We start from the raw sequence: 14,482 nt of genomic DNA, 5'->3' as shown, positions 1-14,482 counted from the left end.
TCATCGCTCCTTGGCGGCGCGCCGGGCCGTGGCGCAGCCGTCGATCGCCTCGACGATGGACTGGTAGCCGGTGCACCGGCACAGATTGGCCGCCACGACCTCGCGGATCTCCTCCTTGGTCGCGTCCGGCCGCTCGGCGAGAAACCCCTCGGCGAGCATCAGGAATCCGGGCGTGCAAAAGCCGCACTGAAGGCCGTGGTGTTCGGTGAACGCCCTTTGCAGATCGGACAGCCGGCGTTCCTCCGGCCCACCGCCGGCGTCCTCGGCCAGCGATTCGACGGTACGGATCCGGGCGCCCTCCGCCTGCGCCGCGAACATCAGGCAGGCCCGTACCGGACGGTCGTCGACCAGGACCGTGCAGGCCCCGCAGATGCCGTGTTCGCAGCCGACGTGGGTACCGGTCAGCCGCAGATCGTGGCGGAGCACGTCGACGAGGGTGCGGCGCGATTCGGTGATCACCTCGTGCTGTTCGCCGTTCACATCGAGTGTCATCAGCTGGAGGTCCCGCTGCGTCACGGGGTCGGTCATGAGAGGCGCTCCCTGGGCTTCAAGGCGGTATGCACCGCTTCCGGGGTGATCGGGGTGTCGTCGAGCTCGGTGCCGGTGGGACGCAGCGCGTCGTTGACGGCGTTCAGTACGGCCGCGGGGGCGCCGATCGTGCCGCCCTCGCCCGCGCCCTTCGCGCCGGTCCCGGTGAACGCGCAGGGCGTCTCGAGATGGCGGATCGTCACGTCCGGGATCTCCTGGGCGGTGGGCACCTTGTAGTCCATGAAGCTGGTGGCCGACGGCTCGCCCTGCGCGTCGTAGGTCACCCGCTCGAAGAGCGCGCCCGCGATGCCCTGGGCGATGCCGCCCCGGCACTGGCCCTCCACGACCTGGGGGTTGATGGCCACCCCGCAGTCCTCGACGCAGACATAGCGCAGGATCTCCACCTGGCCGGTGCCCTCGTGGAGTTCGACGACGACGCCGTGGGTGGCGTTGGAGAACGTCCCGTCGTTGAAGACGTCGAAGGTGGCGGTCGCGGTGAGCCCCGGCTCCAGGCCCTTGGGCAGCAGATGCGCCTGGAGATAGGCGAGGTCGGCCAGCTCCGGGTAGCTGAGCGCCACCGAGGGTGCGTCGCGGCGGCGTACCTCGCCCCGCCCCAGCTCGGTCTCCTCCCACGGGATGTCCCAGCGGGCCGCGGCCAGCCGCCGCAGCTTCTCGCCGAGCTTGCCCGCGGCCAGCCGTACGGCGCTGCCGCCGACCGTGATCGACCGGCTGGCGAAGGTGCCCCATCCGTAGGTGATGCGGTCCGTATCGCCCTGATGGAGCCGCACCTTGCCGATGTCCAGGCCGAGTTCGTCGGCGACGATCTGCGCCATGGTCGTCTCGTGGCTCTGGCCGTGGCTCATGGTGCCGGTGGTGACGGTCACCGCGCCGCTGGTGTCCATCCGGACCTCGGAGATGTCGAAGCCCGGCACCACCTCCATCTTGCGCTGCGCGAAGGCGGCCGAGCCGTAACCGGTGCGCTCGCTGAAGCAGGCGTAGCCGATGCCGAGATGGCGCCCCTCGGCCGCCGCGGCCGCCCGGCGCTCGTACCAGCCCTCGTCGAGCAGGGTGCGCTCGCACAGATTCAGCGACTCCAGGTAGGAGCCCGGGTCGTAGGTGATGCCGTTGACGCCGGTGTAAGGGAATGTGGTGATGACATTACGGCGGCGGATCTCCACCGCATCCAGGCTCAGCTCTCGGGCCGCGCGCTCGAAGAGCCGCTCCACGACCATCACGTACTGCGGCCGGCTGACGCCCCGGTACGGCGCGGTGGGCGCCTTGTTGGTGGTCACCGCCCGGCCGCGCACCCGGTAGGCGGGGACCGTGTAGACGCCCGGCATCTCGGCGGACGCCATCAGCGGCTCGATGCCGGCGGTGAACGGATAGCAGGAGTAGGCGCCCATGTCGCACACCACTTCCGCGTCCAGGCCCAGGATCCTGCCGTCGGAGGAGAACGCCGCGCGGACGTCGTAGCGCTGCTCGCGGGCGAGGAAGGACGCGGTGAGCGCGTCCTTGCGGTCCTCGATCCACTTCACCGGCCTGCCCAGGCGTCGTGCGGCCGCCGCGGCGGCGATCTCCTCCCGGCCCACCACGCACTTCAGGCCGAACCCGCCGCCCATGTCCGGTACCTGCACGCGCACCGCGCGCTCGTCCAGCCGCAGACAGCGTGCCGCCACCGTCCGTACCTGGTGCGGGACCTGGGTGCAGGTCTGCATCACCAGCTGCTCCTCGCGGTCGTCCCAGTGGGCCACCACGCCCCGCGTCTCCAGCGGCAGCGCGTTCTGCCGGCCGGTGCGGGTACGGACCCGGACGACGCAGTCGGCGGCGGCGAAGATCTCGTCGATGCCGTCGGTGGCGAAGAGCGAGACATCGACGAGGGTGTTGCGCGGCGCCTCGTCGTGCACCAGCGGCGCCCCGTCCGCCAGCGCCGTTTCCTCGCTGGTCACCGGCGGGCGCACGGCACAGCTGACCCGCGCCGCCTCCAGACCGTCCTCGGCGGCATAGGCATCGCGGGCGATGACGATCGCGATCGGCTCGCCGACGTAGCGGACCCGGTCGCGGGCCAGTACCGGCATCGCGGTGGGCACGAACTCCACGCGTGGGCGCCCCAGTTGGGCGGTGATGTCGCCGAGGTCGAGGTCCTCGGCGGTGAAGGCGGCGATCACGCCCGGCACGGAGCGTACGGCCGTGAGGTCGACGGCGGTGAGCACGCCGTGCGCGACGGTGCTCCGTACGAACTGGGCGTGCAGCATGCCCGGCAGCGCGATGTCGTCGACGAACCGGCCGCGCCCGGTCAGCAGCCGGGGATCCTCGCGGCGCGCCACGGAGCGTCCGATCAGCGGACCGCGCTCCTCCATCGGTGGCTTCATCGGTTCCTCGCCTCCTCGCAGGCCCGCCGGACCAGCGTTCTGACCAGGTCTTGCCGGTACGACGCGGACCCGTTGGCGTCGTCCGGAGGATCGACCGCGGCGGCCGCCGCCTCGGCACAGTCGGCGAACGATCCGCCCCCGGCCAGCACCTCCGACGCCTGCGGAACCCGGACCGGCACCGGCGCCACCCCGCCCAGCGCCACCCGGCCGCCCCGGACCGCCCCTCCCTCGACGTCCAGATCGACCGCGGCCGACACGATCGCGAAGTCGCCCCGGCGCTCGGCGAATTCGGTGAGCGCGGCATACGGCGCGGGCCGCGGGAAGACGATCTCGATCAGGATCTCGTCGGGGTCGAGGGCGCTGAGGTACGGACCGAGGAAGAAGTCGGCGGCCGGGATACGGCGCTCACCGCGCGGGCCCCGGGCCACGACCTCGGCGTCCAGCGCGACCGCCAGCAGACACCATTCGGCGGTGGCGTCGGCATGGGCGATGCTGCCGCCGACCGTGCCCCGGGTGCGGATCGGCAGATGGCCGATCCAGCCCATCGCCGCACGCAGCACGGCGAAGCCCGCGCTCAGCCGCGCGTCCGGCGCCGTCTCCACGGTGTGATGCGTGGTGAGCGCGCCGATGTGCAGGGCGCCGTCCGGGCCGGTGCTCAGATGGTCGAGGGCGCGCAGCCCGCCGATGTCGACCAGGTGCCGCGGCCGGGCCAGCCGGAAGTTCATCATCGCGACGAGGCTCTGGCCGCCGGCGATGACCTTGGCGTCGGCGCCGAGCTCGGCCAGCAGCGCCGCGGCGCCCTCGACATCGCGGGCCCGGTGGTAGCGGAACGGGGCGGGTTTCATGGGGCTCCCGTCGTACGGGCGGACGGACGTACCGACGGGGCGGGGTGCGGCAGCGGCGGCGCTTCCGCCGGAGCGGCGCTCTCCTCGTCCAGCGCCCGCCCCTTCGTCTCCGGTGCCGCGACCGCCATCCAGCCCACCGCCAGCACCACGGCCAGCCCCAGCACCCCGAACGTGAGCGGCAGCCCCAGCACCGGCCACATCACCGTGCCGAACAACAGCGGCGCGAACCCGGTGAGCGCCCGGCTGACCGACGAGGCCCAGCCGAAGCCACTGGCCCGCAGCCGCGTCGGGTACAGCTCGGCCACGTACGCATACAGCGCGGGGATGGCCAGCTGCATCAGAAAGCCGAAGGCGCCGATGGCCACGACGGATCCGGTGGGCATCTTCATCACCAGGGCGAACACCACCAGCGCGACGGAGGCGAGCGGTGCCGTGACACCGATCAGCCATTTGCGCCCGATCAGATCCACCAGCGCCGTGGAGACCAGCACCCCGACGATCCCGACGCCGCTCATCACGGTGGTGCCCATGAACGCCGCCGTATCGGCCAGGCCCTGCTCCTTGAGGATGGACGGCATCCAGCTGAGCGCCGCGTAGTAGACGAGCATGACGGTGACGAACAGCAGCCAGGCGGCAGAGGTGATGCGGGGGCTGAACGACCAGATGCGGCCCAGCTGTTCGGTGACCGCGCGCGGGCCCCGGGACCGTACGGCGGCCTCCGGCGCCGGAATCACATAGGGCTCCGGCGCCGCACCCGTACGGGCCACCAGGTCGTCGATGACCGCCCGCGCCTCCGCCTCCCGGCCCTTCTTCGTGAGATAGACCGGCGACTCGGGTACGCCGCGGCGCACCCAGAACAACAGCAGCGCCGGCAGGCTCATCACCGCGAGCATCCACCGCCAGCCGTCCTCCAGCGTCACCATCGCCGTCGACACCAGACCGCACAGCGTCACCCCGACCGGCCACCACACGTCCAGCGCGGTCAGCACCCGACCCCGGTACTTGCGCGGCGAGAACTCGCCGACCAGGGCGTAGTCGACGGGGATGCAGCCGCCCAGCCCCACACCGGCCAGGAACCGCAGCCCCAGGAAGACGGGATACGTCGGCGCGCACGCACCCAGCACCGAGAACACCGCGAAGATCAGCAGCGTGACGCCGAAGGCCTTTTTCCGGCCGATCCGGTCCGCGACCGCGCCCCAGGCCACCGCGCCGACGGCCATCCCCACCAGGTTCGCGGTGGCGACCAGCCCCCGGTCGGCGAGCGAGAGGCGGAAGTGCTCGCCCAGCAGCGGCATCAGAAAGCCGTTCAGGGCGATGTCGTACGCGTCGAAGAGGTAGCCGAGGCCACCGATGAGGAAAATTCTGCCTTGGACGCCCCATTTCCAGGGGAGGTCCTGAACGATCTGATCGCCGGTTTTCACAGCGCCTGATTTCATGGGAACTCCACGGCTCAGCGGGCGAACTGGTAGGAGAACGCGCCCAGATCGGGGTCATTGAGGGGCGTGCCGCGCCACAGCCAGTCGTAGGACAGGTCGGACTCGCCGTCGAAGCGCCGCAGTTTCTCGTCCCGGGCCCGCTGCTCGGGACCGTCGGGGAAGTGGTAGAAGGTCTTGTTCTGCAGGGAGGCGTCCTGCACCATCCCGGCGTGCTTGGCCCGCCGGTCGACGTAACGGCGCAGCGCGACCTCGATGTCCGCGGCGCACACCGACCCCAGCTCCTCGGCCAGCACCGCCGCGTCCTCCATCGCCTGCGAGGCGCCCTGTGCCTGGTAGGGGAGCATGGCGTGGCAGGCGTCGCCGAGCAGCGCGACCCGCCCGTCCATCCACACCGGGTCGCGCCGCCGGTGATGGAGCGCGAAGCAGCTGACGTTCTCCTTGGCCTTCGACAGCATCGCCGGCACCCGGTCGTCCCAGCCGGGGAACGCGTCCACCAGGTCCTGCGCGGTCGAGGTCACGGTCCACTTCTCGGCGACCTCGTCGGTGCAGGGCACACACGCCACGACGTTCAGATACTCGCCGCCGCGGATCATGTAGTGCACCAGGTGCCGTTCCGGCCCGTACCAGATGGTGCTCTGGAAGCGGTCGACCAGCCAGCGCGTCGCCGGGTCGGCGGCGATCAGATCGCCGGGGATCAGCGCCCGGAACGCCATCTCGCCGGAGAACAGCAGGGTGTCCGGCGCGCCCATCAGCTCGCGCACCCGTGAGCGGACCCCGTCGGCCCCGATCAGCACGTCGCAGGAGAAGCGCCGCCCGTCGTCGGTGACGGCCGCCGGGCGCTCGGGGCGGGTGCGGTCCAGCGCGACCACCCGGCTCGCGGTGTGCATCTCGACGACCGGGCCGGGGCCCGCCGGGTCCAGACAGGCCTCCATGATCACGCGGTGCAGATCGGCCCGGTGGTAGTGCCAGTACGGGGCGTTGAACCGGTCCTTGCAGAACTGGCCGAGTGGGGTGAGCCCGATGACGCTGCCGTCCTTCCAGCGCCGCCTGACCTGGTCGAGGGGCTCGGTGTGGATCGCCTCGAGCTGCCGCCGCAGTCCGAGCCCGAGCAGCACCCGGCTGGCGTTCGGCGCGGTCTGGATCCCCGCCCCGACCTCGCCCAGCCGGTCCGCCTGCTCCAGCACGGTGACCCGCAGGCCGCGCTGGCGCAGCGCCAGCGCGGCGGTCAGACCGCCCAGGCCGCCGCCGGCGATGGTGACTTCGTACGACTGGCTGGACACCACTCTTCCTCCAGAAGATTGTGAAAAGCGGGGTGGTCGCCGACCGTTGGCCGGTGGCGGTCGGGTCGTCACAGATCGTCGGCAAGCTGTCCGTCCGTGACGACGTCCACGCCGTCGACCGACACCGAACAGCCGCGCATCGCGATATCGAGGTGCGCGTACGACTCGCGGCCCAGCACCGGATGCGGGCCCGTCGACCACAGGAAATTGCCCGCGAAGGCCCGGGCGTCCATGCCCATCAGCTCGTCCTTGCCGTACAGGGCGGTGGCGAACCAGTCGGCGCTGCGCATCAGCCCCCAGCCCATGTGGGAGAGGCTGCGCGCCCAGGTGTCCTGCGAGTCCTCGAAGAAGGTGGTGAGCAGATCGGCCTCGGCGCCGCCGCTGACCTTCTCGATGTGCCCGCCCGCGATCTGGAGGGTCACCGGCTCGCGCACATACTCCTTGAACGGCAGCAGGATGTCGCCCGGCGCGAGCACGATCTGTCCGTCGGAGACCTCCGGCCAGCACAGCACCATGGTGCTCGGCCAGTGGTCCCAGCGGCCCGGGTCGTCGGCGAAGCCGCACTGGAACTCCGGCTCGGAGCCGCTGAGTTGGACGGTCAGATCGGTCCCGGCGGCGGAGCTGACCCGCATCACCGACGACCGCTGGAGCAGCTCGACGCCGCGCACCACCTCGTCCTTGTCCGATTCCTTGGGGAGGTTGCGGATGAGGACCTCGGGGGCGTCGCAGACGAAGATGATGCGGGTGCCCGCCCGCAGGATCTCCTGCTGGACCGGCGCGTGGATGAAGCCCTCACGCGTCAGATCGACCACCAGATCCGCGGATTTGAGCAGGTCCTGGGCGGTGGTGTCGTGCAGTACGGAGGTCAGGCCGGGACCGGCGCCCGTGTGCGTACTGGGCATCGGCGCCGGGGTGCCGCCGGGCACCGTGGCCGCGATGACATGCGCGCCGCACGCCTTGGCCGCGCCGAAGGCGGCCGCGACATAGTCGCCGCGGCTGTCCGGCTCGGCGAGGACGACGACATGCTCGTCCTCGCGCAGCTTGCACAGCCGGAGCTGGCGGGTGAACGCGTCGAGCAGATCGACGGCGGAAAGATCGAACACGGTGACCTCCAAGGAGGTGTGGGCGGGCTCGGTGAGAGGGTCGCGAAAGGCGGGGGAACGGACCGGCCGCGCGTCGCGGGGACGCACCGCGCAGCCGACGGCGATAGGCCTGCGGACATGCTCTGATCTGCGGTGATGCCCCCGATGCGGAGCACCTGACGGAGATAATCCGAACACGTACTATCTCGGCTTGGCAAGAGGGGCGCGGCGAGTTCCTGCTCCCGGTGGCCGCCGTTCCCTCGATGGGGCGCCGCACGGCAGCGGGCCCCGTTCCCGTACGCGCCGTGCGGCGTTACGGGAACGGGGCCCTGGGGCGCGTCCTACGCGCTCGCCCCTGGAGCGGTCACCGAGCGGCCGGTGGCCTCCGGGCCGTACGGGCGTCCGCGGGGACGTCCGCAGGGCAGGGGGACACCGGCCGGTGCGGTTCGGTGGAGCGTGTCACTTGGGGGGCAGGATGTCTCCGCCGCCCATGCTGCTCTCCTGCTCGGTCTGGCTCTGCAGCTTGCGCGCCTTCTCCTGCAGGCGCTGCCGCTCCTTGGGGTCCTTGGCCTGGTCGGCGGCCTCGGTCAGCTGCTGGGCCTTCTCGCGCATCTGCTGGAGGCGCTCATGTGCTTCGTCCTTGGCGCCCATGATCACTCCTTCGTCGGTAGCGGAATGTCGCCTTACCTCAGCCAACCAGGCTCCGCGACTCCCGGCACCTCGAAGGGTGGCCCTTGGTGACCGGTCCGTCACCCGTCCGCGGACCACCCTCGGCGGCGGGCGAGTTCGGCGCATGCGTCGAGGAAACGGGGGACGGCCGGATGCGGGTGATCCGCCCGCCAGACGGCATCGAGGCGGAGGCCGGGCCGGGGCTCCGCCAGGGGCACCAGCGTGATGCCGCGCGGGAGCTGGTGGGCGAGCGACGCCACCACGAGATTGACCCCGCGCCCGGCGGCGATACCCGCCCAGGCGTTGGAGCCCGAGGCGGTGTCGTCCAGCGCCGGCTCGAAGCCCGCGCCCCGGCAGGCGCCGACCACGGCGTCGTAGTAGCCGGGCGCCATCTCGCGCGGCCACAGCTGGAATGTTTCGTCCCGGAGCCGCACCGGATCCACGGCGGGCAGCCCGGCGAGCGGATGACCGTCGGAGACCGCGAGCATCAACTCCTCGTGCCGGACGGTCCGTTGATCGATGCCCTTCGGATACCCGGTACTCGGCGCGAGGGCGACATCGCACCGCTCCTCCCGCAGCGTCCGGCAGACGTCCGCGGCGAAGATCTCCCGGGTCTCCACCTTCAGCCGCGGAAACTCCTCCGCGAGCAGCGCGGTCAGCGCCGGGAGCGTCTCGTACACCGCGCTGACCGTATAGGCCACCCGCAACCGCCCCACCTCCCCGGCCGCCACGGCCCGCGCATGCTGCGCCGCGCGCCCCGATGAGGCGAGGATCCGCTTGCAGTCGGCCACATACGCCGCACCGGCCGGGGTCAGCTCGACCCGCCGCGAGGTCCGCTCCAACAGCCTGACGCCCAGGGTGTCTTCGAGCGCCTTGACCTGCTGGCTGAGTGCCTGCTGGGCGACGTACACATCCTCCGCGGCGCGAGTGAAACTGCGCCGCTCGGCGACCGCCACGAAGTACCGCATCTGCCGCAGCTCGGGTTCCATACGGCCGCATCGTACGGTCGCCCGGCCGCTCCCGTCGACAACCTGGGCTTGTCGATCGACAACAAGCTGCGCTTGTTGATCAGCGGGGCCGCTCGTAGCGTGGCGGTGGCTGAAAACGCCCGCACAACGCGAGCGTTCGAAGACGTCCGCAACGACTCGGACGCCGCTTCGGCTCTTCAACTGACCCTGGGGGACTGATGATTCTGGTGACGGGTGCGACCGGCACCGTCGGGAGACCGCTGGTGCGCGCACTGCGCGAGCGCGGCGCGACGGTCCGTGCGCTGGTACGTGACGCGGGCAGCGTGCCCGCCGAGTGGGACGACGGCGTGGAAGCGGTGGTCGCGGACCTGAACGACGCCGGGTCGCTGCTCCCGGCCGTGGACGGCGTCGACGCCGTCCACCTCCTCACACCGGTCGACCCGGGCGCCGCCGGGCAAGCACGCAATGTCATCGACGCCGCGGCGAAGACCGGCCGGCCCCGGGTCGTCCTGCAGGCGGCGATCGGCGTGGGGCGGCGCACCAGCCCGGTGCGGTTCTTCGCGGCACACGCCGCGGGTTTCGCCCAGGTCAACGCCGCCGGCCTGCCCTGGACGGTGCTCGCCCCCAACGGCTTCCAGCAGAACTTCCTGGGCCTGGCCGCCTCCCTGCGCGCGGGGATCCTGGCGCTGCCCGCGGGCGATGCCGCCGTCTCGTACGTGGACGCCCGCGATGTCGCCGCGGCCGCCGCCGAGGTGCTCACCACCGAGGGCCACGAGGGCGCGCTCCACGAGCTGACCGGCCCGGAAGCCCTGACGCATGAAGAGATCGCCGGGCTGATCGGCGCGGTACTCGGCCGCGAGGTCGTCTACCGCGCCCGCACTCCCGATCGGGCCCGCACCGCCCTGCTCGACACCGGCCTCGACGAGTGGCGGGCGAGCGGGCTCGTCGAGCTCTACGGCATGTACGCGGCGGGCGAGGCGGCCGCGGTCACCGACGGCATCCCCCGCCTGCTCGGCCGCCCGGCCCGTTCCCTCGCCGCCTTTCTCACCGAACACGCCCCGGCACTGCGCGCCACGCCGACCACTTCCCAGGAGCGCCCCGCATGACCGTCGAGTACATCCGCTACCGCATCGCCGACCCGGAGCGGCGCGCCGCCTTCGAGAAGGCCTACACCGCCGCCGCCGAACAACTCGACGCGGCACCGCAGTGTCTGGGCTACGACCTGGCGCACGGCGTCGAGGAGCCGGACCGCTACATCCTCCGCATCGAATGGACCTCGCTCGAGGACCACCTCCAGGGCTTCCGCGGCGGCCCGCTCTTCGGCCCGTTCCTGGTCTCCGTGCGGCCGTACATCGACGACATCGAGGAGATGAAGCACTACGCGCGCACCGCGGTGGCGTCCGCACCACGGGCCGCGACGCTGTACGAGGCCGTCGGCGGCGCCCCCGCCCTGCACCGGCTCAGCGACACCTTCTACGAGGCGGTCCTCGCCGACCCCGTCCTCGCCCCCGTCTTCGCCCGGTTCACCCCCGAACACCGCGACCACGTCGCCGTCTGGCTCGCCGAGGTCTTCGGCGGACCGGCGCACTTCACCGCCGACCTCGGCGGCCATCAAGGCCTGCTGCGCGGCCACTTGGGCCTCGCCATCACCGACGAGCAGCGCTCCCGCTGGCTGGAACTGATGTCCCGGGCCGTGGACAAGGAGCTGCCGCCCGATCCGGCGCTGCGGCGGCGCGTCATGGAGTACTTCGACTGGGGCACGCGTATCGCCCAGGACATCTCCCGGCGGCCGGCCGGCACCGATCTGGGCGACCCCGGACCGACGCCGCGGTGGGGATGGGAGAAGGACGGCGCGGGGAGCAACGGGGCGTGACGGCCCGCGGCGGCCGGAAGAGCACCCTCCGGCCGCCGCCGCGCACAACCGCCGGACCGGGGGCGGCTCGCGGGCGTAGGGTCGGATTCCGTGACCGTGAACCCGTTCTTCCAGCCGAGTGAACTGCCCTACGAGTTGCCGCCGTTCGCGCGGATCCGGCACGAGCACTATCTGCCGGCCTTCGCACGCGGAATGTCCGAGCAGCTGGCCGAGGTGGGGGCGATCGGCGCCTGCACCGACCCCGTCACCTTCGAGAACACCGTCGAGGCGCTGGAGCGCAGCGGCGCGGTGCTGGGCCGGGTGCACCGGGTGTTCTTCAACAAGACGGCCTCGGACACCGACGACGCCCTCCAGGCGGTGGAGGCGGAGATCGCGCCCCGGCTGGCCGCCCACGAGGACGCGCTGCTGCTCGATCCCGCCCTGTTCGCGCGGCTGGACGCGCTCCACGGGCAACGGCACCACATCGGCCTGGACGCCGAACAGGTGAGGGTGCTGGAACGGCACCACACCGCCCGGGTCCGGGCGGGGGCCCGGCTCGGCCCGGAGCAGCAGCGCCGGCTGCGCGAGCTGAACGCCGAGATCGCCGTACGGTGCGCCGCATTCCGGCGGAACCTGCGCGCGGCCACCGCCGACGCGGCGCTGGTACTGGACCGCGCCGAACAGCTGGCGGGCCTGCCCGAGGACGAGATCGCGGCCGCCGCGGAGCACGCCAAGGCCCTCGGACACGACGGCGAGTTCGTCCTCGGCATGAAGAACTTCACCCAGCAGACGCAGCTCGGTTCGCTCGACGACCCGGCGCTGCGCGAGCGCCTGCTCGCCGCCTCGCTCGGCCGGGGCGGCGACACCAACGGCCCGCTCGCCGTCACCCTCGCCACGCTGCGGGCCGAACGCGCCGCCCTGCTCGGCCACCCGAGCCACGCCGCCTGGCAGGTCGCCGATCAGACCGCCGGCACCACCGACGCGGTCGAACGCCTCTTCCGGCGTCTCATCCCCCCTGCCGTCGCCAATGCCGAGCGCGAAGCCGCGGCGCTGGCCGAGGCGGCGGGCGTCGCCGAGATCGGCCCGGCCGACTGGCAGTACTACGCGGAGCGGATACGCAAGGAGCGGTGCGGTCTCGATGCGGCGGCGCTGCGCCCGTACCTGGAGCTGGAGAGCGTGCTGCGGGACGGCGTCTTCCACGCGGCCGGGCTGGTCTACGGGATCACCTTCACCGAACGCCCCGACCTGGTGGCCTACCATCCGGACGCCCGCGTCTTCGAGGTGCACGAGGCCGACGGCAGCCCGATCGGCCTGTACATCGGCGACTTCCACGCCCGTGCCTCCAAGCGCGGCGGCGCCTGGGAGAAGGAACTGGTGCTCCAGTCGCACCTGCTGGGCCAGCGGCCCGTGGTGGTCAACAACCTGAACATCGCCAAGCCCCCGGCGGGCGAGCCGGTCCTGCTGACCTGGCGCGAGGTCAACACGCTCTTCCACGAGTTCGGGCACGCGCTGCACGGCCTGCTCTCCGATGTGCGGTATCCGCTGCTGTCCGGCACCCAAGTACCGCGTGACTTCGTGGAGTTCCCCTCCCAGGTCAATGAGATGTGGGCCGACTGGCCCGAGGTGCTGGCCCATTACGCCAGGCACCACCTCACCGGTGAGCCCATGCCGCCCGAACTGCCGGACCGGCTGCGCGAGGCGGAGGACTTCGGCGTCGGCTTCCGGATGGTGGAGCACCTGGCCGCGGCCGTGCTCGACTGGGCCTGGCACACCCTCCCCGCCGACGGGGACCTGCCGGACGCGGCCGGCGCCGAGGCGTTCGAGGCCGCCGCGCTGGAGCGTTACGGACTTGCCCTGGCCACCATCCCGCCGCGCTACCGCACCGGCTACTTCGCGCACATCTTCGGCGGCAGCTACGCGGCCGGATACTACGGCTACCGCTGGGCCGAGGTGCTGGACGCGGACACCGTGCGGTGGTTCCGCGAGAACGGCAAGACCGTGCGCGAGAGCGGTGAGATCTTCCGCCGGGAGCTGCTCGGCAAGGGCGGCGCCGTCGATTCCATGGCGGCGTTCCGCGCGGTGGTCGGACGGGACCCGGAGGTCGGACCGCTGCTGGACCGGCACGGCCTGGCGACCGGCTGACCCACCGCGCCCTGCCGGTGCGTCGCTACCGCACGCGTTCCGGCGGCGCTTCCTCTTCCGGTTCGTCGGGCAGTTTCACATCGCTCACCGCGATGTTCACTTCCACGACCTCGAATCCGGTCATCCGCTCCACGGCGGAAATCACGGTTTCCCGTACGGCGTCGGCGACTTCGGGCACGATTTCGCCGTACTCGACGATGATGTCCAGGTCGACCGCCGCCTGTTTCTCGCCGACCTCGACCTTGACGCCGTGGATGGTCGTGGTCGGACCCCCTGGGACGCGCTTGCGCAGGGCCCCGACGGACCGGGAGATTCCGCTGCCCAGCGCATGGACACCGGGTACGTCCTCGGCGGCCAGGTAGGCGATTTTCGCCACCACACCGTCCGCGATGGTCGTCTTTCCGCGCTCCCGGGCGGGAGTGGCCCGCCGGGCGGCCCCGGGACCGCGCTCGTTGGTGTCGGTCATTGCGCATCACCCCTTTGCTCCATTGGGAGCAAGACTTCGTCCACCTCTTCACGCTAGGGCGTCCGGGGGAATCCCGCCTCTGCGGACCGGATACCCGCTGTCATGGCGTATACGGAGCAACTCCTGGTCCTTTTCCGGGACCAGGATGGAGACATCGACCCCGGCGTCCTCGCCGAGATCCCGCAGCGCCATCACACACGCCACCTGGATGCTGCGGTGCTCGTCCGTCACATGCCGGATGAGCAGCTCGACGGCGCCGGGGTCGTCCTCGGCGGCGAGTCGGGTCAGCCCCTCGACGGCGGTGGTTCTGATGGTGATTTCCTCACCGACGGTGGAATAGGGATGCGCGAATTCGGGGGTGCGTTCCGGCGGTATGGGGGTGGTCAATATGGTCTCGAATACGTCCGTCGCGGAAGTCATACGGAGATCTGTCAACAATTGGACGATGCCCCAGCGGTCGGGATAGGCGAACTCCGGCAAGGTCTCCCAGCCGCGTCGCAGCACCGCGGTGACGTCCTCGGCGGGGTATCCGTTCAGCTCGTCGAGCGCCTGCTGATACCCCTCCGCGGCGTATTCGTCCATGTCGTTCATGGCGCCCACGGCACGCATGGCGTCGGTTACCGCCGCGCCGAGGCCGCCGGACTCGGCGGCGAAACTCCATTGCTGTCCGTATTCCATGGCCATGAAGTTGCCGTCCCTTCGAGCGGAGGTGTTCGAGAAGGGGTGGGGGAACTGGCGCGGCCAGTAATGCCGGAACTGGGGTGTCTTTCCACAGACTCCACCCGTCGGCACATTTCCCTCCATGCTTGGCGCCCGCGTCGGTATCCGCAACCGCACGCGGCTCC

General features: G+C 71.5%; 14 protein-coding genes. 4 read left to right on the top strand and 10 right to left on the bottom strand.

Annotated elements, in window-relative coordinates; genetic code table 11:
* The 8 genes from ACIGWZ_RS16965 to ACIGWZ_RS16930 form a co-directional block, all read right to left on the bottom strand.
* The gene (locus ACIGWZ_RS16965) at nucleotides 1-528 is read right to left on the bottom strand and encodes a (2Fe-2S)-binding protein (RefSeq protein ID WP_400065217.1); all 528 of its coding nucleotides are present in this window, start codon (nucleotides 526-528) and stop codon (nucleotides 1-3) included.
* On the bottom strand, nucleotides 525-2,897 hold the full coding sequence (locus ACIGWZ_RS16960) for a xanthine dehydrogenase family protein molybdopterin-binding subunit (protein ID WP_400065216.1): 2,373 nt from the start codon (nucleotides 2,895-2,897) through the stop codon (nucleotides 525-527). Before ACIGWZ_RS16960 ends, ACIGWZ_RS16965 begins: the two co-directional genes overlap by 4 nt.
* On the bottom strand, nucleotides 2,894-3,742 hold the full coding sequence (locus ACIGWZ_RS16955) for an FAD binding domain-containing protein (RefSeq protein WP_400065214.1): 849 nt from the start codon (nucleotides 3,740-3,742) through the stop codon (nucleotides 2,894-2,896). The genes ACIGWZ_RS16960 and ACIGWZ_RS16955 overlap by 4 nt, the downstream gene beginning before the upstream one ends.
* The gene (locus tag ACIGWZ_RS16950; protein WP_400065421.1) at nucleotides 3,739-5,163 is read right to left on the bottom strand and encodes an MFS transporter; all 1,425 of its coding nucleotides are present in this window, start codon (nucleotides 5,161-5,163) and stop codon (nucleotides 3,739-3,741) included. Before ACIGWZ_RS16950 ends, ACIGWZ_RS16955 begins: the two co-directional genes overlap by 4 nt.
* 29 nt (nucleotides 5,164-5,192) lie before the next feature.
* A complete protein-coding gene (locus ACIGWZ_RS16945; RefSeq protein WP_400065212.1) occupies nucleotides 5,193-6,461 on the bottom strand; it encodes an FAD-dependent monooxygenase in 1,269 nt (422 codons plus the stop codon).
* Between the two features lie 65 nt (nucleotides 6,462-6,526).
* A complete protein-coding gene (locus ACIGWZ_RS16940) occupies nucleotides 6,527-7,561 on the bottom strand; it encodes a hypothetical protein (protein WP_400065211.1) in 1,035 nt (344 codons plus the stop codon).
* A 438-nt stretch (nucleotides 7,562-7,999) separates the two neighbouring features.
* On the bottom strand, nucleotides 8,000-8,191 hold the full coding sequence (locus tag ACIGWZ_RS16935; protein ID WP_400065209.1) for a DUF6381 family protein: 192 nt from the start codon (nucleotides 8,189-8,191) through the stop codon (nucleotides 8,000-8,002).
* A gap of 98 nt (nucleotides 8,192-8,289) precedes the next feature.
* Nucleotides 8,290-9,198, bottom strand: coding sequence for a LysR family transcriptional regulator (locus tag ACIGWZ_RS16930; protein ID WP_400065206.1), 909 nt, complete (start codon nucleotides 9,196-9,198; stop codon nucleotides 8,290-8,292).
* 48 nt (nucleotides 9,199-9,246) lie between these two features.
* Between ACIGWZ_RS16930 and ACIGWZ_RS16925 the strand changes: the two genes are divergently transcribed.
* From ACIGWZ_RS16925 to ACIGWZ_RS16910, 4 genes are all read left to right on the top strand, one after another.
* The gene (locus tag ACIGWZ_RS16925; protein WP_400065204.1) at nucleotides 9,247-9,396 is read left to right on the top strand and encodes a hypothetical protein; all 150 of its coding nucleotides are present in this window, start codon (nucleotides 9,247-9,249) and stop codon (nucleotides 9,394-9,396) included.
* Nucleotides 9,396-10,283 carry an NmrA family NAD(P)-binding protein gene (locus ACIGWZ_RS16920; RefSeq protein WP_400065202.1) on the top strand — a complete coding sequence of 296 codons (888 nt, stop codon included), beginning with the start codon at nucleotides 9,396-9,398 and terminating at the stop codon, nucleotides 10,281-10,283. Before ACIGWZ_RS16925 ends, ACIGWZ_RS16920 begins: the two co-directional genes overlap by 1 nt.
* Complete coding sequence (locus ACIGWZ_RS16915; RefSeq protein WP_400065200.1) at nucleotides 10,280-11,050, top strand: group II truncated hemoglobin; 771 nt, start codon at nucleotides 10,280-10,282, stop codon at nucleotides 11,048-11,050. Before ACIGWZ_RS16920 ends, ACIGWZ_RS16915 begins: the two co-directional genes overlap by 4 nt.
* A gap of 90 nt (nucleotides 11,051-11,140) precedes the next feature.
* On the top strand, nucleotides 11,141-13,171 hold the full coding sequence (locus tag ACIGWZ_RS16910; protein ID WP_400065198.1) for a M3 family metallopeptidase: 2,031 nt from the start codon (nucleotides 11,141-11,143) through the stop codon (nucleotides 13,169-13,171).
* Between the two features lie 25 nt (nucleotides 13,172-13,196).
* Here ACIGWZ_RS16910 and ACIGWZ_RS16905 read toward each other — a convergent pair whose 3' ends face one another.
* Nucleotides 13,197-13,637 (bottom strand): Asp23/Gls24 family envelope stress response protein, encoded by a 441-nt coding sequence (locus ACIGWZ_RS16905; RefSeq protein WP_400065197.1) that lies wholly within the window; start codon nucleotides 13,635-13,637, stop codon nucleotides 13,197-13,199.
* Nucleotides 13,638-13,685: 48 nt separating this feature from the next.
* Complete coding sequence (locus ACIGWZ_RS16900; protein ID WP_400065195.1) at nucleotides 13,686-14,321, bottom strand: hypothetical protein; 636 nt, start codon at nucleotides 14,319-14,321, stop codon at nucleotides 13,686-13,688.
* Nucleotides 14,322-14,482: the final 161 nt, after the last annotated feature.

The organism is Streptomyces sp. NPDC053427 (assembly GCF_044544985.1).
Classification (GTDB): Bacteria; Actinomycetota; Actinomycetes; order Streptomycetales; family Streptomycetaceae; genus Streptomyces.
This window is presented reverse-complemented; position numbering and strand designations above follow the sequence as displayed.